Annotated in this window: 17 protein-coding genes; 6 read left to right on the top strand and 11 right to left on the bottom strand. The window is 68.4% G+C overall.

Annotated elements, in window-relative coordinates; translation table 11 throughout:
• The first annotated feature begins 196 nt into the window (after positions 1-196).
• The 5 genes from ACWDUM_RS05505 to ACWDUM_RS05525 all read left to right on the top strand — a co-directional run bounded on the left by ACWDUM_RS05505 (position 197) and on the right by ACWDUM_RS05525 (position 6,398).
• A complete protein-coding gene (locus ACWDUM_RS05505) occupies positions 197-1,693 on the top strand; it encodes an MFS transporter (protein ID WP_450133166.1) in 1,497 nt (498 codons plus the stop codon).
• A gap of 39 nt (positions 1,694-1,732) precedes the next feature.
• Positions 1,733-4,081 carry an arylsulfatase gene (locus tag ACWDUM_RS05510; RefSeq protein WP_450133167.1) on the top strand — a complete coding sequence of 783 codons (2,349 nt, stop codon included), beginning with the start codon at positions 1,733-1,735 and terminating at the stop codon, positions 4,079-4,081.
• 92 nt (positions 4,082-4,173) lie between these two features.
• Positions 4,174-5,109, top strand: a complete 936-nt coding sequence (locus tag ACWDUM_RS05515) for an ABC transporter ATP-binding protein (RefSeq protein WP_450133168.1) — start codon at positions 4,174-4,176, stop codon at positions 5,107-5,109.
• Positions 5,099-5,911, top strand: a complete 813-nt coding sequence (locus ACWDUM_RS05520; RefSeq protein ID WP_450133169.1) for an ABC transporter permease — start codon at positions 5,099-5,101, stop codon at positions 5,909-5,911. Before ACWDUM_RS05515 ends, ACWDUM_RS05520 begins: the two co-directional genes overlap by 11 nt.
• Before the next feature lie 133 nt (positions 5,912-6,044).
• Positions 6,045-6,398: a VOC family protein gene (locus tag ACWDUM_RS05525; protein ID WP_450112282.1), complete on the top strand. Its 354-nt coding sequence runs from the start codon at positions 6,045-6,047 to the stop codon at positions 6,396-6,398.
• 80 nt (positions 6,399-6,478) lie between these two features.
• Here ACWDUM_RS05525 and ACWDUM_RS05530 read toward each other — a convergent pair whose 3' ends face one another.
• The 6 genes from ACWDUM_RS05530 to ACWDUM_RS05555 are packed head-to-tail and all read right to left on the bottom strand — an operon-like array spanning position 6,479 to position 13,294.
• The gene (locus ACWDUM_RS05530) at positions 6,479-8,206 is read right to left on the bottom strand and encodes a CocE/NonD family hydrolase (protein WP_450133170.1); all 1,728 of its coding nucleotides are present in this window, start codon (positions 8,204-8,206) and stop codon (positions 6,479-6,481) included.
• Positions 8,199-9,164, bottom strand: a complete 966-nt coding sequence (locus ACWDUM_RS05535; RefSeq protein ID WP_450133171.1) for an MBL fold metallo-hydrolase — start codon at positions 9,162-9,164, stop codon at positions 8,199-8,201. Before ACWDUM_RS05535 ends, ACWDUM_RS05530 begins: the two co-directional genes overlap by 8 nt.
• 1 nt (position 9,165) lies before the next feature.
• Positions 9,166-10,083: an alpha/beta hydrolase gene (locus ACWDUM_RS05540; RefSeq protein WP_450133172.1), complete on the bottom strand. Its 918-nt coding sequence runs from the start codon at positions 10,081-10,083 to the stop codon at positions 9,166-9,168.
• Between the two features lie 12 nt (positions 10,084-10,095).
• A complete protein-coding gene (locus ACWDUM_RS05545; protein WP_450133173.1) occupies positions 10,096-11,223 on the bottom strand; it encodes an FAD-dependent oxidoreductase in 1,128 nt (375 codons plus the stop codon).
• Positions 11,224-11,277: 54 nt separating this feature from the next.
• Complete coding sequence (locus tag ACWDUM_RS05550; protein WP_450112287.1) at positions 11,278-12,231, bottom strand: phosphotriesterase family protein; 954 nt, start codon at positions 12,229-12,231, stop codon at positions 11,278-11,280.
• Between the two features lie 46 nt (positions 12,232-12,277).
• A complete protein-coding gene (locus ACWDUM_RS05555; protein ID WP_450133174.1) occupies positions 12,278-13,294 on the bottom strand; it encodes a phosphotriesterase family protein in 1,017 nt (338 codons plus the stop codon).
• A 147-nt stretch (positions 13,295-13,441) separates the two neighbouring features.
• Between ACWDUM_RS05555 and ACWDUM_RS05560 the strand changes: the two genes are divergently transcribed.
• Positions 13,442-14,029 (top strand): TetR/AcrR family transcriptional regulator, encoded by a 588-nt coding sequence (locus tag ACWDUM_RS05560; RefSeq protein ID WP_450133175.1) that lies wholly within the window; start codon positions 13,442-13,444, stop codon positions 14,027-14,029.
• Here ACWDUM_RS05560 and ACWDUM_RS05565 read toward each other — a convergent pair.
• The 5 genes from ACWDUM_RS05565 to ACWDUM_RS05585 all read right to left on the bottom strand — a co-directional run bounded on the left by ACWDUM_RS05565 (position 13,989) and on the right by ACWDUM_RS05585 (position 19,412).
• On the bottom strand, positions 13,989-15,698 hold the full coding sequence (locus tag ACWDUM_RS05565; protein WP_450133176.1) for an MFS transporter: 1,710 nt from the start codon (positions 15,696-15,698) through the stop codon (positions 13,989-13,991). The genes ACWDUM_RS05560 and ACWDUM_RS05565 overlap by 41 nt on opposite strands.
• A gap of 231 nt (positions 15,699-15,929) precedes the next feature.
• On the bottom strand, positions 15,930-16,853 hold the full coding sequence (locus tag ACWDUM_RS05570) for a LysR family transcriptional regulator (protein WP_450112291.1): 924 nt from the start codon (positions 16,851-16,853) through the stop codon (positions 15,930-15,932).
• Positions 16,854-16,894: 41 nt separating this feature from the next.
• Positions 16,895-18,031 (bottom strand): NAD(P)/FAD-dependent oxidoreductase, encoded by a 1,137-nt coding sequence (locus ACWDUM_RS05575; RefSeq protein ID WP_450133177.1) that lies wholly within the window; start codon positions 18,029-18,031, stop codon positions 16,895-16,897.
• Positions 18,028-18,237 carry a ferredoxin gene (locus tag ACWDUM_RS05580; protein WP_450133178.1) on the bottom strand — a complete coding sequence of 70 codons (210 nt, stop codon included), beginning with the start codon at positions 18,235-18,237 and terminating at the stop codon, positions 18,028-18,030. Before ACWDUM_RS05580 ends, ACWDUM_RS05575 begins: the two co-directional genes overlap by 4 nt.
• Positions 18,234-19,412 carry a cytochrome P450 gene (locus tag ACWDUM_RS05585; protein WP_450133179.1) on the bottom strand — a complete coding sequence of 393 codons (1,179 nt, stop codon included), beginning with the start codon at positions 19,410-19,412 and terminating at the stop codon, positions 18,234-18,236. The genes ACWDUM_RS05580 and ACWDUM_RS05585 overlap by 4 nt, the downstream gene beginning before the upstream one ends.
• Between the last annotated feature and the right edge of the window lie 61 nt (positions 19,413-19,473).

Consider the following 19,473-nt stretch of genomic DNA (forward strand, 5'->3'; position numbering starts at 1 on the left):
AACCCTCACACGAGCCGGGCGCAACTCCCGGTGAGTGGGACCGACATTGCACCCCGCAACAAGGTGACTACCGTCACTTCTCCGGGCTCGGCGCCCACTCGCCGCCTCGTTCACGGACCTCCGCCCCTCCCCCGACGCACCTCCCGCGCAGGGGCCGGCCACCCATTGATTCGTATCCCTCAAGCAAAGGACCACGATGGCGCTCGATCTGAATCCAGCACACGGCCCCGTGCCGAAGAGCCGGCTGTTCGCCGTGCTCGCGGTGATCATTCTCTTCTCGGAGATCGCCACCTTCGAGATCCTGATGGTCTATCCCGCCATGCCGCACATGGCGCCGGCGTACCAGACACTGAACATCGCCTGGGTGGTCTCCATCGTGACCCTCACCGGAGCAACCCTGATGCCGTTGATCGGCAAGGCCTCCGACAAGTGGGGCAAGAAGCGGATCATCCTGTGCCTCGGAGCCGTCTTCGTCCTCGGCAGTGTGGTCTGTGCGCTGTCGACCTCGTTCACCGTGCTCCTGGCCGGCCGGGCCATGCAGGGGGTGCTCGTCGGAATCGTCGCCCTGTCCTACAGCCTGGTGCGGGAGATCATGCCGCGCGACTTCGTGCCGATCGCACTGGGCATGGTGGCGACCGGGATCGGCATGTCCGCGGTCGCCGGACCGTTCATCGCGGGCTGGCTGATCGACGGCTTCGGATTCGCCGGCATCTTCTGGTTCATGGCGATCTACCTCGGCATCCTGATTCCCGTCTACTGGCTCGTCGTTCCCGAGAGCCCCACCCGCGCCGATCGCCCCGTCGACTACCTCGGCACCGCCCTGCTCGGGCCCGGCGTCGCCATCCTGCTGCTCACGATCACCAAGGGAGCAGGCTGGGGATGGGGGTCGACCCGGACGATCACGCTGTTCGCGGTCGGCGCACTGATGCTGGCCGGCTTCGTGGCCTGGCAGCGCGTCGCGCCGCACCCGCTGATCGACCTTCGCATCCTGTTCGGCCGCCGGTTCGGCCTGACCATCCTCGCGGTGGCGTGCGTCGGCTACATGATGAACGCGCACTCCATGCTGATGCCGACGCTGCTGCAGACCCCGGCGGGCCTTCCGGGAATCACCTACGGCGCCGGGCTCTCGGCCACCCAGTACGCGCTGTGGACGTGCCCCCTCGGCATCATGGCGATGGCCGCCGGCCCCTTCGGTGGCTGGCTGGCCAAACGATTCGGCGCCCGGCACGTCCTGCTTGCGTCCGCCACCCTGTTCGTCGGGGTGATGGTGCTCGGTGCGCAGCTCTTCACGCTGCAGTGGCAGGTCGCCATTCTCAGCGCGACCGCCGGATTCGCGGTCGGGTTCCTGCACTCCTCCAATGCCAACCTCGTCCAGGACTCGCTTCCCGCCGAGAACAGCGGGGTCGGCACCGCCATCGCCGGCGTGAGCATGCAGCTCACCTCCGCGATCGCGGTCACCCTCACCGGCGTGGTGATGTCACACCACGTTGCCTCGGTGAACCCGAAGACCCATGCGGTCCTCTACTCGGACACCGCCCTCACGAACGGCTTCCTCGTCGCCGGCGCCGTCGGCCTCGTCGGGATCGTCATCTCGGCGCTGATGCGGCACGGACGGACCCCCGCGACCGGCGGCATGGTCGAGGCATCCGAACGCGACTCGGCGACAGCCGACGCCGCGATCGCCGCACACTGACGCTCCGCTATCCGTCTGCCCCACAGGAGTTTCACCTCAATGAACCGACATTCGATCCCGATCGTCCGCACCGAGCCGCAGATCGCTCCCGCGGTCAACCTCTGCGACCAGCAGACCCCGTTCGCGCGGCCGGAACCGATCCGCCCGCCCGCCGGGGCACCGAACGTCCTGCTGATCATGCTCGACGACGTCGGATTCGGCGCGTCGTCCGCGTTCGGCGGACCGTGCCGCACCCCCACCGCGGAGCGGCTCGCCGAGGACGGCGTCAAGTACACCCGTTTCCACACCACCGCACTGTGCTCGCCGACCCGAGCCGCGACGCTGACCGGGCGCAACCACCACAGTGTCGGGATGGGCGTCATTTCGGAAATGGCCGGTGCCGCACCGGGATACAACGGAACCCGTCCGGACTCCGCCGCCACGGTCGCTCGGGTGCTGCAGGGCAACGGCTACGCGACCGGCGCGTTCGGCAAGATGCACCAGACCCCCGCGTGGGAGGTCACCGAGGCCGGGCCGTTCGACCGCTGGCCGGGCCGTGAGGGCTTCGACAAGTTCTACGGCTTCCTCGGTGCCGAGGCCGACCAGTTCACCCCCGTCCTGTACGAGGACTTCAAGGTCGTGGACCTGCCCCGGACCCCCGAGGAGGGGTACCACCTCAGCGAGGACCTCGTCGACCACGCGCTGCAGTGGATCGAGGGGGTGCACACGATGGATCCGGACAAGCCGTGGTTCTGCTACCTGCCGTTCGGGGCCTGCCACGCCCCGCTCCAGGTGCCCGAGCGCTACCTCGACAAATACCGCGGCGAGTTCGACCACGGCTGGGATCGTCAGCGCGAGATCACCCTCGAACGCCAGAAGGCGCTGGGCGTGGTGGCTCCCGACACTGTGCTGGCGCCCTGGACGGGCGATCTGCCGCACTGGGATTCGCTGAGCGACGACCAGAAGAAGGTCTCCGCGCGCCTGATGGAGCTGTACGCGGCGTTCCTCGAGCACACCGACGACGAGGTCGGTCGCCTGACCGATCACCTGCGCGAACTCGGCATGCTGGAGAACACCCTCGTCATCTACATGCTCGGCGACAACGGGGCATCGGCCGAGGGCGGAATCGAAGGGTCGTTCAACTACCTCGCCAACCTCAACGGTTACCGCACCACCACCGAAGAGGTACTCGAGCGGTTCGACGAACTCGGCACCCCGACGAGCTACCCGCACTACCCCGCCGCGTGGGCGCAGGCCCTCGACACCCCCTACCAGTGGGCCAAACAGGTGGCCTCGCACTACGGCGGCACCCGCAACGGCCTGGTCGTGCACTGGCCGGCCGGCATCACCGAGACCGGCGGTGTCCGCAACCAGTGGCACCACTGCGTCGACATCACCCCCACCATCCTGGAGGCGGTGGGCGTCCCTGCCCCGCACACGGTCGACGGCGTCGCGCAGAAGCCGTTGGAGGGGGTCGCGATGAACTACTCGTTCAACGACCCCAGCGCCGAAGAGCGGCACACCACACAGTATTTCGAGATCTTCGGCAACCGCGGAATCTACGATCACGGCTGGACCGCGGTGACCGTGCATCGGGCACCCTGGCTGATGGCGACCCACGGACTGGAACTACCGAGCATGGACGACGATCGCTGGGAGCTGTACGACACCACCACCGACTGGTCCCAGGCGCGAGATCTCGCGCAGGAGTATCCGGAGAAGCTCGAACAGCTCAAGCGGAAGTTCCTCGTGGAAGCCGCCAGATACCAGGTGCTTCCACTCGACAACCGTACGGTCGGCCGGAACACCACCCCGGAGTCCCGGCCTCCGCACCCATTGCGGGGCAGGCACGGAATCACGCTGTACCCGCACATGAACGGGCTGGTGGAGAAGGCTGCGCCGTCGTTCTTCAACCGTTCGTACACGCTCACCGCTTCCCTCGACACGGCCGGGCAGCCTTGTGAGGGAATGCTGATCGGAATCGGCGGCCGATTCGGCGGTTTCGCCCTCTACGTACTCGATTCACGTCCGGTCTTCTGCTACAACTTCAGCGGCGGTGGACGGACCTACGTTCGTGGCACCGATCCGCTCACCTCATCCGCCCAGGAGGTGTCCGTCGAGTTCGTCTACGACGGCGGCGGCACCGGCAAGGGCGGCACCGCGATCCTGTCCGTGAACGGCATCGAGGTGGCGCGGGAACGGATCGAACAGACCACGCGCGCGATGTTCAGCATGAACGAGCAACTCGATGTCGGGGTCAACCGTGGCAGCCCGGTGTCCGAGGAGCTCGCCGATCGCGGCCGGTTCGCGTTCACGGGCCGGCTCCACCACGTGCGGGTCGACCTTCCGCAGGCGGAGCACGGGGTGAGCGAGAGCGAACGCCGTCGGATCGCCCTCGCGACCCACTGACGGCCGCGGCCGCCCGGTCCCCGGGGTCCACAGCGACTCCGCGACCGGGCGCCCGGACTGCGCCCGGCGGGCGACCGTCCTATATTCGACGAGTGTCCTCAGCGCGGGCGCCGATCGTCGACGTCGACAAGCTGACCCGCCGATTCGGTCCGCGGCGGGGCATCACCGATGTCTGCTTCACCATCGCGCCCGGCGAGGTGTTCGGCTTCCTCGGACCCAACGGCGCGGGCAAGTCCACCACCATCCGGCTCCTGCTCGGTCTGTACCGCCCGACGTCCGGCCGGATGCGGCTGTTCGGCCTGGACCCGACCCGCGAGGGCGTCCGGATCAACCGCCGCGTCGGATACCTACCCGGTGAACTCGCGCTGTACCCCAAGCTGACCGGGGCACAGCACCTGGATCGGCACGCACGCATCCGGGGCCTCACCGACCGCACCTACCTCGACGAACTCGTGCGACGGTTCGGCGCCGAACTCGACCAGCCGATCCGCACGCTGTCCAAGGGCAACCGTCAGAAGATCGGGCTGGTGCTCGCCTTCATGCACCGCCCCGAGCTGCTCGTGCTCGACGAGCCGACGTCGGGGCTGGATCCGTTGATGCAGGACGAGTTCGCGCGGCTGATCCGCGAAACCGTCGACGACGGCCGCACGGTGCTGCTGTCCTCGCACGACCTCGAGGAGGTGCAGCGGCTCGCGCACCGGCTCTCGATCATCAAGGAGGGCCGGATCGTCGTCACCGACAGCGTCGACGGCCTGCGCCGCAGCGCCCCGCGCACCGTCGAGTTCCGGTTCGACCGCGCCGTCACCGCCGCCGACTTCGCCCACCTCGACGGGGTCGAGGTGCGCACATGCGCGGACGGCCGGGTGACGCTGTCGGTGACCGGGCCTGTCGCCGGCCTGTTGTCCCGCGCCGGGAGCCTGGGCGCGGTGGACGTCTCGGCCCGCCGCGCCGATCTCGACGAGCTGTTCCTGCGCTTCTACCGCGACGAGTCGCAGGCGGAGCAGACGGGAGTCCCCGATGCGCACTGACACCCCGGCGACCGGCGCACTGCAGGTGGCGGGTATCGACCTGCTGCTTCGCCGTCGATCGATGATCTGGTTCGCGGTCGGGATGGGCATCTACGCCCTCGTCGTCATTGCGCTGTACCCGACGTTCAAGGACGACACCGGGCTCGACGACTTCGCCTCGAGCAGCGAGACCATGGCCGCACTGTTCGGGATCAGTGGCTCCCTCACCTCGCCGGTCGGGTGGTTGAACGCGAACATCTACGGCAACTTCCTGCCGCTGGTCGTGCTGCTGGTGACCATCGGCTACGGCGCCTCCGGCCTGGCCGGACAGGACGAGGACGGCACCCTTGGCCTGGTCGTGGCAGCACCGCTGGCCCGGCGCGACATCGCCACCGCGAAGTTCCTCGCGATGACGCTCCTGGCGATCCCGGTGTGCGTGGTCACCGCGCTGTGTGTCGTGATCGGTCAGGGTTTCGAGCTGACCGTCGACTACGGCGCACTCGCCGGGACCACCATGGGGGTGATCCTGCTCGGCGTGGTGTTCGGCGGGCTGGCGATGGCACTGGGCGCCGCGACCGGCAGCCGGGGAGCCGCCGTGGGAATCACATCAGCGGTGGCGGCCGCCGCCTACCTGCTCAATTCTCTTGCTCCCGTGGTGCACTGGCTGCACCCTGCCCGGTTCGCGTCACCGTTCTTCTACGCGATCGGCGACAACCAACTCGAGGACGGTCTGCCCCTCGCGTGGGCCGGAGTGCTCCTCGGGCTCGCGGCGCTGACGCTCCTCGCGACCCTCGCGGCATTCGCCCGGCTCGACGTCGACTAGGCCGTTCATCGGATCCGGAGTCGCCGCGGCCGGCCGCCCGGGTGGCGCACGGCACGGCCATGCGCCGGCGACTGCGCGCCATTCTCGGCGGATCGCTCTAGTCTGTACGAACTTTCAACGAAGGAGAAAGGTCTTGAGCGACTACGAAGTGAAGATGATCGTGCTGTCCACCGACGATCTCGACGAGTCCATCGGGTTCTACAGCGACACCCTGGGCATGGCGTTGAAGTTCCGCGACGGTGCCCATTTCGCCGCACTCGACGGCGGCGGTGTGACCCTCGCTCTCGCGACCGCGGTCGATCATCCGATCCACGGCCAGGTGGTCGTCGGCATCAAGACCGCGGACGTCGACGCCGCCGCGAAGGCGATCGAGGAGGCCGGTGGCGGCATCGTGAAGGGCCCGTACGACGACGCGCACGAACGCCGCGCGGTGGTCTACGACAACAAGGGCAACGGGCTGGTGTTCTACAGCCCGCTCAAGCGCTGACAGGCAGGGCCCGGAAACGCAGCGGCCCGGGGTCGACTCCGTGCGGGAATCGACCCGGGCCGCTGCGCACGAACGGGTGACTACTTCCCCGCCGCGCCCGTCGTGAACGGCAGGACGAGCCGCGACGGGTGGGCGGCGTCCCGGTAGATCTTGTGGGTGACGGGGCGACCGACCGGCAGGTGGAAGGCGTCCGGCGGCAGCAGCGCGTTGTGTTCGTCGGCGAGGGGTTCGTTGTTGGACAGCTCCGCCACTAGTTTGTGGCCGGGCCGGAAGGTGTTCGCGAACGGGTACAGACGCAGCACGTACTCCTCGATCACACCAGGCTCGACCGGCACCGCGCGGGTGTGCGGGTGGTACGGGTCGCCCTCGGTGGTGCGCTCGTCGAGCTCACGGTGCGAGGCCTTCAGGTAGCCGGTGGTGATGAGCTGGCGCTTGCCATTCGGCGCGTAGTCCCACAGGCGCAGAATGAAATTCGTGTCGGGCTGGTCGATCTCGGCGAAGATGTGGGCCGCACCGGTGCCGATCATCTCGGTGGGTTCCTCGAAGACGGGTGTCTCCCACTCGAGGATCTCGACTTTGTCGGTGACGGTCAGCGGGGCCTGGTAGAACCCGTCCGGAGCAGCGTACTGCGCGCCCATCGGTTCCGGATCCGTGGAGAGCTTGCCCCGTGGGCGCAGGTACAGCGACCGGTGTTCGACGTCCTTCGGCGGCCACTGGTCGGCTGCGATCTTCTCTCGGGAGCCCTCGACGAACACGCTCACCGCGGGCTCGTCCATGATCCCGTTGTCGATGCCCTTGAGCCAGTGGTCGTACCACCGGAACATCTTGTCGTGCTCCTCGATGAAGGGGCGTGACTGCATTGGCGGGTACGGACCGATGTCGAGCTTCTTGGGCCCCTTCAGGGTGTGGAACAGCTCGATGGTGCCGTCCATCGTCCAGCCACGCCCCTGGTCGATCTGCAGGTAGACGGGAATGTCGATGTTCCTCGCGAGATTGACGGGGTTGCGTTCCTCGTACCACTCGCCGTCGACCTCGTTGGTGACGATGTCGAACCAGGCCTCGTGGTTCGTCGGGTAGTTCAGGACGTGCACGAGGTTCGGCCAGGCCGCGACGTCGGGGTCGGCGAGGCGCTCGGCGACGCGCTCGGCGATCTCGTCTTCCGAGTAGGTCTCGAGCATGCGGGACTTGACCCGATCGGTGAACGCCCACCCCGAGTCACCGCCACGGCCTTCGCGGGCCGCGCGCGGCATGAACCACATGATGCCGCCGTGATAGGTGGTCTCGTAGAAGTCGTAGTGGCCGCCGGAGACGAAGATCGCCTTGAGATGGGGCGGACGTTCGGCGGCGGCGAGGATCTGCATCGACCCGAAGTAGGAGATGCCGATCATGCCGACGTTGCCGTCGCACCACGGCTGCGCCGCAACCCATTCGATGAAGTCGTACGCGTCCTGCCCGAGCGAAACACCACCGGCGTTGTAGTTGCCGATGTGCTCGCCCTCGGAGGCTCCGGAGCCACGGAGGTCACCGATGACGTGAACGTACCCCTCCTCCACCACCCGGGCGATGTCGCCGGCCTCGATGCAACCGTCCCACATCGGGCTCGGCCGTCGCTGCGGCGGCGTCGTGAGCGCGAGCGCCTGCAGTTCCTTGCCGTAGGGGCTCAGCGCAACCAGGGCGGGCCGCGGTGCGTCGCCCTCGCGGGCGTAGGTGTCGGCGGCGAGTTCGACGCCGTCCCGCATCGGAATCCGGAGGTTCTTGCGGATGTGGATGGTCTGTCCACCCGCATCGAAGGTGTCGACCTCAGCCATGGGTGTGCGGCTCCTGTCGTGTCGAAGGGTCGTGCTGGGTTCGGTAGCCGTGCAGCGTCGTGAAGAACGGGGACGGTTCGAGCGTCGGATCGTTCTCATAGCCGAGGTCGTCGGCGACCGAGGCGAACGGCGAATACGGCGAGTCGGTGTCGGGCAGTCCGCTGCACAGGCAGTGGTGCGCCGCGGCGGCGACCCTCGTTTCGACGTCGACGCTCTCGGCAAGCGCCTCGGCGGCCTGGGCGGCGTCGAGTTCGACGCCGTAGGCGACGCCGTCGGTGCGTCGGTACGGGTGCCCGAGATACAGGTGCTGGGGGCGGATCTCGTCGCGCAGGTACCGCAGGCTCGACCGGTAGCCGTGGGGATCCTCGTAGCCGGGGAATCCGTTGGCCGCTCCGTGCACCTGGACGGCGTCGCCGACGAACACCGAGTTCTGGCCCTCCACCACGTAGGCGACCGATCCCGCGGTGTGGCCGGGGATCGAGTGCACGGAGACGGTGACGTCGCCGCCGAGCGAGAGGGTTTCGCCTCCGCGCACCAGCACGGTCGGTTCCATCTCACCGGAGATGACCGCGTGCGTCGCCGCGGTGACCTTCGCGGCGCCCTCGGCGTCGTTCAGGTACGTGCCGCGTGCCCCCAGGTACTCGTCGACGTGCGCCTGCCGCGAGCGCAGCAGGTGGGCGTCGGCCTCGTGGATCACGACCTGCGCCTTCCGGCCCGTGGCCTCCCACAGCGCGTACGCGCCGCCGATGTGGTCGATGTGGCCGTGGGTCAACAGGATCCAGCGCACGTCCTCGATCCGGCGCCCGAGCGCCTCGAGCGCGGGCGCCATCCCGTCGGCGGGCGACGACGCGATGCCGGTGTCGACGATCGCCGGCTCCGGGGCATCGATGAAGAAGGTGTAGAGACCGAACCGGCCCCACGGCGAGACGATGGGGTGGATCTTCACCTCGCTCGCCACGTCACTCCCCCTGGCGCGTCAGGAACTCGGCGGTTTCCTCGAACACGCGGTGGAACTCGGGGATCCACGAGAAGTTCTGCACGAAGCCGTGATTGGAGCCTGCGTAGCGGCGGACCGTGACGTCGACTCCGGCAGCCTTCAGACGCGCGCCGTAGAGTTCCCCTTCGTCGCGCATGGGGTCGAACTCCGCGGTGACGATCAGCGCCGGCGGCAGCCCGGTGAGGTCCGCGCGCTTGATCGGCGAGACCCGCGGGTCGGCGGGGTCGGCACCGCTGTCGAAGTAGAAGGAGTTGAAGCCCTTGAGGCCGGCGGTCTCGACACCGTAGCCTTCGGCGTTCTCCCGCAGGGATGCGTAGCGGTCGACGTCGAAGTCCAGATCCAGCGACGGGTAGTACAGGATCTGGTGGGTGATGCGGTCGAAACCCTCGTCGTGCGCCGCCGCCGCCACGGCGGCGACGAACGTGCCGCCCGAGCTGTCGCCGGCCAGCGCGAGGGTCTCACCGTTCCACTGCAGCGTGTCACCGTTGTCGGCGGCCCACCGCACCACTGCGAGGCAGTCGTCGAGTCCCGCGGGGAATGCGGCCTCGGGGGCGCGGCGGTAGCCGACGGAGACGACCTTCAGTCCCGTTTCCTTCGCCAGGTTCCGGGCGACATGGTCGTGCGTGTCGAGACTGCCGAGGAAGAACGCGCCGCCGTGGAAGTACACGAGCAGTCCGTGGCTGTCGGCCTCGACCGGGGTGTAGATCCGGACGGGCACGCCGTCGGCGGTGGTGTCCTCGACGGCATGCAGGGGCAGGCGCTCCGCGACGGGAGGAACCTGCGATTCCTCGCCGGCACGCATGGCCGCCGGGTCGAGCGGGCCGTCCGGCTGTGCGGGCAGCGTCGCGAGGATCTCGGCGATCTGGGGGTGCAACGGCATGGCGCGCTCTCCTTACTTCGCGGCGGGCTGCTGGGCGGCGGGCTTCTGGCCCGGGAACACGTCGTTGACCTCGTCCTCGGTCCAGCCCTGGCGGGAGATGCGCTGGAGTTCGTCGGTCACCGGCTTGCGGGCGGCCTGGTAGGCCGCGAGCGCCTCCTTGACGGACGCCTCGTCGCGCAGGGCGTCGGCGAGGGCGCCTGCGTCGAGGATCGCGGAGTTCGCGCCCTGCCCCTGGTGGTGCAGCATCGAGTGGGCGGCGTCGCCGACGAGGACGACGGAGTCCGAGTGCCACGTCTCGACCGGGTCGATGTCGTACACGGCGCGCAGGTTCACGGTGTCCATGTCGATGTCGCGGGCGATCTGCACGATCCGCTCGTCGAAGCCCTCGAGCGTGGCGAGGAGGTTCTCCTTGGCGGCCTCCGGCGACCAGGTGCTGTCCGCACAGAGCGCGGTGACGTCGAAGGACACATCGTTGCGATGACGCAGCGGCAGGAAATACACCTTGGTGCCCTTGCCGATGTACATGCGCAGGTTGTCGTCGGTGGCCATGCCCTGTGCCGCGTCGGCGGCGATCACGGCGCGGTAGGCGTGCTCGCCGGAGAAGACAGGCCCCTGGTCGCTGAACAGTTCCTTGCGCACAACGGACTTGATGCCGTCGGCGCCGACGACGAGGTCGGCTTCGACGGTGGTGCCGTTGGTGAACGTGACGACGGACTTGTCGCCGCGGTCCTCGATGGTCTCAAGCTTGTGACCGAGCTTGACCATGCCCTCGGGGAGGACGCCCACGAGCGCGTCGATGAAGTCGCCGCGGTGGATGAGGTGGGTGTGGGTCTTCACCTCGTAGTCGTCCATGCCGGGCCAACTGTCCTTCATGATGGGTTCACCTGTGGCGGTGAGGATCTCGAAGTAGTCGCTGGGCGAGCTGACCTTCGCGATGGCGTCGAAGATCCCCCACTCGCGGAAGCGCTGCATGCTCGACGGGCGCAGGCCGATGCCTGCTCCGACCTCGTGGATCTCGGTGGCCTGTTCGTACACGGTGACGTCGGCGCCGAGCAGGCTCAGCGCCTTGGCCGATGCTGCGCCGGCGTATCCCGCGCCGATGATGGCGATGGTCAGGTTCTTCAGATCGGATGACTGCATGGTCTTTGTCTCTCTGGAGGGGCGCGTCGTTGCGCCGGAAGATCCGGGGTGGCCTCAGGCCTGGATGGTGAGGAAGTCGGCAGGGTTCTCGACGAAGAGCTTGGTGATGGTGGCCTCGTCCAGTCCGGCCCGGCGCAGGTCGGGAATGAGGTCCTCGAACAGGTAGTTCACGGTGTGGCCCTTGACGCCCGGCCAGCCGAGGGGGCTGCAGTTGGCATCGACACCGGCGAGCACCCGGTCCAGGTGGCCCGCCTCGAGGAACCCGAGGAAGTGGTCCAGGCGCTCCTTGCGGGGGCGGGCCCAGAACGGCGGGTCCTCGAGTTCGGTCTCGTAGCCGAAGGTGTCGAAGCCGACCCGGCCGCCCTGCTCGGCGATCCAGCGGTCACGGGTCTGCGACGCGTTCACGCCGTCATCGGCGTGCCCGAACAGCACGCGGTCCAGCGGGAGGCCTTCCTCGGTGAAGATGGCGATGGCGTTCTCGGCGTCGATCGCCAGGTGGGTGAGGATCGGCACGCCGGTGTGCAGCGCGGCGCGGGCGGCGGCGCGGTAGATGCGCTTGTCCAGTTCGGTCATCTTGCCGCCGCGGCTGACTCCGACCTTGATGACGCCGGCACGGCTGCCGGTGTCCCCGATGCCGACGGTGATCTCGTGAACGAACTGCTGCGTCAGGTACTCCACGCTCGCGCGCTCGAAGAACGGCAGCGCGGTGTCGCCGCCGACGAATCCCGTGCAGGCGACGATGTGGACCCCGGTCTTGGCGGACAACGACTTGTAGTAGTCGATGTCGCGACCGTTGCAGATGCCGGTGACGTCGACGAAGGTCCCGCCGCCGTACTCGTGGAACTTGCGCAGCTTCGGGACGGTCTCGGAGTACCGCTCCTCCGGGGTCTTCCACCACCTCGTGTCCAGTTCGGACCCGGGCATGCCGTACCCGATGTGCTCGTGGATGGCGACGATGCCCAACTCCTCGGTCGGGATCGGTCCCAGGACGGTGTTCACTCTCGACACAACAACTCCCCTTCGGGAAAGAAAACTTCGGTGGTCAGGTCCGGTGTCAGCGCACGGGTGGTGCCGGGCGGGTCGACTGCACCGTCAGCAGCTCGCGCGGGTTGGCCACGAGGATGCGCTGGACGTCCTCGTCGCTCAGGCCATGGGCCGCGAGGAGCGGTACGAACGCCGACAGGACGTGGCTGAACGGAACGTCGCGCGCGGGCTGCCCCTTCGCGACACCGATCGCGTTGCTCGAGAGCAGGATTCGGTTGCCGTGGCCGGCCTCTACGAGTTCGCGCACCACGGCTGCCCGCTCGTCGTCCGAGACGAAGGTGTCGCCCTCGGTCCCCACGTTGTCGATCGCGACGAAGGCGCCGAGGCGAGCGATCTCGAGCGGCGCGCCGGCGGCGACCGCGTCCTTGCGGTCGAGGCCGCCGACGACGACCCGGTCGGCAGGCAGCTTCTCGTCGAGGACGACCCCGAGGTCGGCCGTCGCGTCGGAGCCGTAGCGGATCGACGCGGCGACACCGGTGCTGCGCGCTGCGCGGGCGGCGCCGCGGAACAGGCTCTCCTCGGTGGCGGTCATACCGTCGTGGTTCGCGGCGGTGACGACGATGCCCGCGGCGCCGCGACGCTCCACCCGGGGCACCACCATGCCCTCGGTGACCTCCTTGGCGAACAGGTCGGCGAACTTCTCCGCCGGCCACGGCGTCGGCGGATTGGTCTGCGGCGTCAGGAAATAGCCGCCGAGCAGGTTCTCCGGACCCATGCCCGTCGACGCGATGATGTGCACACCGGTCGAGCGGGAGAGCGCCTCGTACAGCTTCACATCGCGGCCGTGGAACATGCCGGTGCTGTCGACGATCGTCCGGCCGCCGTGGTTCCGGAAGTCGGTGAGCTTCGCCTTCAACGTCTCGAAGATCTCGGCGCGGTCGAAGGTGATGTCGAATGCGTGCTCCGCGCCGGGCATCACCGACAGCACCGCCTCGTGAATCGAGACGACACCCAGGTCGGCGGCGGAAACGGGGCCGAGGACCGTGCGGACGGTGCGTCCCTCGGCGGAGGTCTGGGTGCCCATCATCGGCACTTCCTTTCGTCGGCGTCGTGCCGGCACGACGTGGTCCAACTCACGGTAGATTTAGGATTACAGAGTGTCAAGTAACATTTCATTGCGATGTGTGGAGTTGCAAAATGCCACGTCAGTGCACTGAAGCTAGAATCTGGGTCCATGTCACTTCGCGCCGCGCAGAAGCAGATGACCTACGAGCTCTTCCTCGCCAAGGGGCTCGAGCTGTTCGACACCAAGGGCTACGCGGCGACGACGATCGACGACATCGCCACCGCGGCGGGCTCCACCCGAACCACCTTCTACCTGCACTTCTCGTCCAAGGCCGACGTGATGAGCGCATTGCTGACCAAGGTCGACGGGATTCTCACCGCCGCGGACAAGCCGCCGCTGACCGAGCTGGTCGCCTCGGGTTCGCGCAGCGAGATCCGCGCGTGGCTGGACCGCAAGTTCTCCCAGTGGGACGAGATCAAGCCCTACCTCACCGCGTCCTACCAGGCCTTCACCGAGCCGGCCGTGGCGGCCAAGACCGAGCAGTGGTTCGAGGACGCCGTCGGCGAGATGATCGAAGGACTCAACAGGGCGGATCGTGTGGCGCCCGATCGTCGTCGGATCCGCTGCGTGCTCGCCTTCGGCCAGCTCGAACACCTCTCGCGCCGCTACTTCTCCGTCGGCTGGCGAACCCCCCGCGAGATCTGCCTCGACGAGATCACCGAATCGTGGTGCTACCTGCTCGAGGCGGCGAACTGAGCACCGCTCGGCGGACGGGCACGTCCCCGACCTCGTCGGCGACCTCGTGCGCGGCATCCGTGCCCGGATCGGCGGCGACAGCGGATTCCGGGCGACTGCCGACCAGACCGAACAGTGTCAGCGCGGCGGACGCCGCGGCGCACAGGGCACACACCAGGAAGGCCAGGGCGTAGCCGCTGCCGAGCGAGGTGAGCGCCAGATCGTGGATCGCCGCCGGCATCCGCACCATCGGGTTGTCGGGACCGGGGGCCCGAGTCGGATCGGTCGGCACCGGGATCACCGGCATCGAGTTGAGCGCCATCGCGCCGCCCTGGTCGCCGATCCCCATGACCGCGCCGGCATGAGCGTCACCGAGCCCGGACTCGCCCACGGCCGCATCGAGCCCGTCGCGGACCTTGCCGCCGGCGACACTGTTGGCCACCGCGGCGACCAGGACCGGCCCCAGCGCGAAACCGAAGTCGCGCAAGAGGTTCGTCGTGGCACTGGCCATACCGGCCAGGTGCAGGGGAACCGTGGTGATGGCCACCGCGGTGATCGAGGCGACCGTGAACGCGAAGCCGACACCGAGCAGCAGCATCGGGAGCAGGAAGTCCGTCCACTCCGACGTGTGGACGTCGAAACGCGAGCACACGAATCCGGAGGCGGCGATCAGACCGAAGCCCGCGGTCAGCACCCACCGGGGTGAGACCCGGTGGATCAGCCGGGACACGACCGGCACCAGCAGGAACGCCGGACCCTGGATGACCAGGAACAGGACGCCGATCTTCAGCGGCGACACGTGCTGGACCGCTCCGAGCCAGATGCTCATCGAGAAGCAGGTGCCGAGGAATGCGAACATGCCGACGACGGCAGTGATGCCCGAGATCGCAAAGGCCCTGTTGGCGAACAGGTTCAGGTGCAGCAGCGGAACCTCGGTCCGCAGTTCGATGACAACGAACGCGATCAGGCAGGCGACGCCGAGGAGGAAGCCCGCCACGATCGCGGTCTCCCCCCATCCGACCTCCGACCCCTGGGTCAGCGCCCAGAGCACCGCGACGAGACCGACGGCCAAGGTGAGCTGCCCGGGCACGTCGAGCCGGCGCCCCTCCGGCGCGGACGAGTCCTGAGCACCCGTCGAGACGACGAACGAGAGCAGTGCCGCAGCGATCACGACACCGAATGCCCAGCGCCAGTTGGCATATTCGGCAATCAGCGCGGCCATCATCGGCGAGACTGCCGCACCGAGCGACAAGAAGCCCGCCCACAGCGCGATCGCCCGGGCGCGAGCCTGGGCGTCGGGTGCAACGGCGGCGATCATCGTCAGCGAAATCGGATACAGGGCACCGGCGCCGATGCCTGCCACGGCCTGACCCACCCACATCACCTGCACCATGTCGGCGAGCACGCACAGCGCCGCGCCGGCGACGATCAGCAGCGCCCCTCCGAGGAGCAGGCGCTTGCGCCCGAACATGTCGCCGAGGACTCCGAAGGTCAGCTCGAAGACAACCATCGTCGTCGCGAAGGCGGCGCTGATCCAGGTCAGTTCCGCGCCGGAGATGTTGAAATGCTGCTGGAACGTGCCGTTCAGCGCTCCGGGCAGCGAGTACGCCACCTGCGCCACCATGACGGCGAGGCATGCGGCGACGAGGGTCGCCCGGTATCCGGACGGCCGCACGGACGTCTCACTCATCGATTGCTCCTTGGTCGAATGTCCTGGCCGTCGACCCGACAGCCGGAAGCGTTCTGTGACCCCCATCACGAACTGAGTGAGCAATCTGTCATATCGCACAACAGAGCGTCAAGTATTTGAACAGAGCATCAACCCAATGCGGGTGGCCGAAGCGGGAGGCGGGCCTCACACACGGGAGGGCGGACCGGGGCACCCTCCGCGTCGCGGTACGAGCAGGGGCCCGAGGTCCGGTCAGACCTCGTCGAAGGCTGCGACCTCGACCAGGATTCGACGCAACCATCCGACGAATTCGTCGTCGGCGAGGCGCGGGTTCCACACCATGTCGATGTCCAGCGACGGAATCGGCAGCGGGAACTCTTCGATGCGCAGGTCCTCCCGGGTCGCCACCGCCACCCGGTAGGTGTGGATCGCAACGCCGCCGGCCTGCGCCACCAGGTGCGGGATCGTCATGAAGTCGGAGATCAGCTGCCCGATCCGGTACTGCACACCGTGCGCGTCCAGGGCGGCGTAGGGCATCACCCGATGCCGGGCGTCGTAGGTCGCGTGGGGCAGCGTGGTGAGCAGGTCGAGCGCCGTCGCGGCGGGATCGGTGTCGGGATGCGCGATCACGACCCAGCGATTCTCGTAGAGCCGCTCACGCGGATAGGGCGCGGCGAACGCCGTCGGCAGCAGGACGACGTCGACCCCGTCGTCGGTGAAGTCGCTCGGCTGCGGATCGACGAAAGTGCGCAGCCGCAGGGTCGAGTTCGGCGCCCGCTCGGCGATCAAGCGCGCCAGCGCCGGACCGATCACGAACGCGATACTGCTGGTTGTCGACACCGTGATCGTGCGACGGTCACGCGCGGGGTCGAAACCGGCGAAGTTCACCACGCGCGCGGCCTGCCGCAGCACCTCGCGCAGCGGCGCGACCAGCTCGTGGGCGCGGGGAGTCAGGACCAGACCGGTCCCCTGCCGCACGACCAGGTCGTCACCGATCAGCCGGCGCATCCGGCCCAGCGCGTGACTCATCGCCGGCTGCGACATGCCGACCCGCTCGGCGGCGCGGGTGACCGACACCTCCTCGAACAGCGCGAGCATCGGCACCAGCAGGTTCAGGTTGACCGACGCGAGTCGCTCCAGAGCGAGATCACTCGGGCGGTCCCGGGATTCGTTCATCAACCCGGACTGTACGCGCCCGTTCGCCGATGCCCCATCGGTCACACGAGGGCAGCTGCGCCGCTGTGAGCCAAGCGGCGCAGCTTCGGAATCGGGATGCGGTGGTTGACCGCCACCGCGACCCCCGCGCCGTCGTCGTGCGTCCAGTGCATCACCGAAGGTCCGCACGGGCTCTCGCCGACGAGAAGACCGGGACCACCGGTCACGGGCAGGTGTCCGACCGCCTTGAGGTTCACCCCGAACTGTTCGGTCCAGAAGTAGGGGTTCAGGTCGAGTTCGGGCGCGTCGTCGCCCGTGAGCAGTGCCGCCGCAGCGACCTTCGCCTGGTCGATCGCGCTGCTCCACAACGGGATCCGGCGCACACCCCACCGCGTCGGGACGGCAGCGACGTCACCGGCAGCGACGATGTCGGCGCGCAGACGGCAGCGGGTGTCGGTGACGAGGCGACCGTCCGGACACAGCGCGCCCAGCCACTCGGTGTTGGGGATGTCGCCGACGGCGCTCACGATCAGGTCCGCACCGATCCGGGATCCGTCACCGAGAAGCACGGAGCCCCCGTCGATCCCAGTGGCCACACCGGTGACGACGGTGAGACCACGGTCGAGGGCCGCGGCGGTCAAGGTGTCCGACAGGTACCGGCCCAGATGGGTCAGCATCGGTGGTCCGTCCGCGACGAGCGTGACCCGGCTGCCCGCCGACAGTGCCGCCGATGCGATCTCCATGCCGAGCGGACCGGCGCCGACGACCACGACGGACGGCTGCTGCGCGAGCCGTTCGCGCAGCACGAGCGCGTCGTCGAGAGTGCGCAGCGTCAGCTCGGGGCTGTCGGCTCCGTCGAGCCGCCGCGCGCGAGAACCGGACGCGATGACGAGCCCGTCGTAGCCGAGTTCGGTGCCGTCGTCGAACCTCACGCGACGGATGTCGGGGTCGAGCCCGACCACGGCGACCCCGAGAATCTCGGTGGCCCCGTGGGTGGGCGGCGCCAGTTCGTGAGAGCCGCCGTCGACGAGCAGTGCCTTCGACAGTGCCGGTCGCGAGTACGCCGCGCGCGGTTCGTCGCCGACGACGGTCAGATCGCCGTCGAATCCGTTGGCGCGGAGGCTGTCGCACGCGGTCTGGCCGGCGATGCCGTTGCCGACGACCAGGACGCGGCGTGGTGTGCCGGTGGTGGTGGTCATTGCCGTCCCGTCAGGGCGAGTTCGAGTGCGGCGACGGGGCAGACCCGGACGGCGGCGCCGGCGGCGGCGGCTTCGGGGCTGCCGTCGGTGAGCTCACCGGCATCGATGACCAGTTCGCCGTCGTCGTCGAGGTGCATCAGGGCGGGAGCGGCTTCTTCACACAGTCCGTGGCCCTCACAGCGGGGCCGGTCGAGGACGATTCTCATGCGGGAACAACCTCCAGGATCTCGAGTTCGTCGATGGAACGGGTGATGTTGCTGGGCAAGCGGATCGGGTCCGCGCAGACGAGACGCCTGGCGTGGACGGCGAGCGCCGCGATGACCGCGTGCGCTTCGAGCCGGGCCAGGCCCTGTCCCGCGCAGCCGTGCGGGCCGTACCCGAAGGACAGGTGGTCGGCCGGGTTGCGTTCGACGAGGAACTCGTCGGGGTTCGCGTAGTGCCGCGGGTCTCGGTTGCCTGCGCCGAACAGGACCGCGACCTGGGTTCCGGCGGGCACCTCGATGCCGTCGATCTCGACGTCACGGGTGACTTCCCTGCCCCAGGCGTGGACGGGCGCCCAGAAGCGAAGGACCTCGTTGAAGGCCGCCGAGACCAGGGAGGGGTCCCGGCGGACGAGCTCGAACTGATCGGGATGCTTGGCAAACAGCGCGACGACGTTGCCGATCGCGGAGATCGTGGTGTCCACACCGGCGCCCAGGTACTGATGGATGATGTGACCGGCGGTGTTCGGCGGGATCGCGCCGCGGGCCTCGGCGTCGAAGATGCCGCGTCCCACCGATCCCGGGGCCAGGTCCTCGGCCCGGACACCGGCACACCAGGCGTAGAGCTCCCCTGCGATCGGGAAGTTCTCGGCGGTGCGCTGGTTCATCGGGCCGATGACCTCCATCGCGGCCTGTCCCCAGCGCAGCATGTTCTCCCGGACCTCGCCGGTGAAGCCGATCAGGTCGGCGACCACTTCCAGCGGAAACGCGCGGGCGAGGGCGTCGATCGCCTCGAAGGAACCCTGCGCGACCAGATTCGCGACCAGAGCGTCGGCCTTGGACTCGATCTGCCCCTTGAGTCCGCGCAGGGCCCGCGGGGAGAGGTTCTCGGTGAGGGTCGCCCGCAACTCGGTGTGGATCGGCGGATCCGAGGCGAGCGAAGTGCCTTGTAGCGCCTCGTTCACCGCCGGATTGAAGCCGATCGTGCGGGACGAGAACGTCGCGGGATCGCCGAGCGCGGCTCGGATCGTGTCGTAGCGGGTCAGGGCATGGACGTTGTTGGCGGGCAGGTGGACGACCGGGCCGAGCTCGCGGAGCTGCGCGAACGTCGGGTACGGATCGGTGAGGACGTCGTCGGCGAAGAGGTCCACGTCGGAGGTGGGCGGGGGGCTGCTGGTCATGCCTCCAGTGAAGTGACTGCAGTCACATTAATCCAACTCATAGTTTGCATGGACCGGCATT

Source organism: Rhodococcus sp. NPDC003322 (assembly GCF_053589555.1).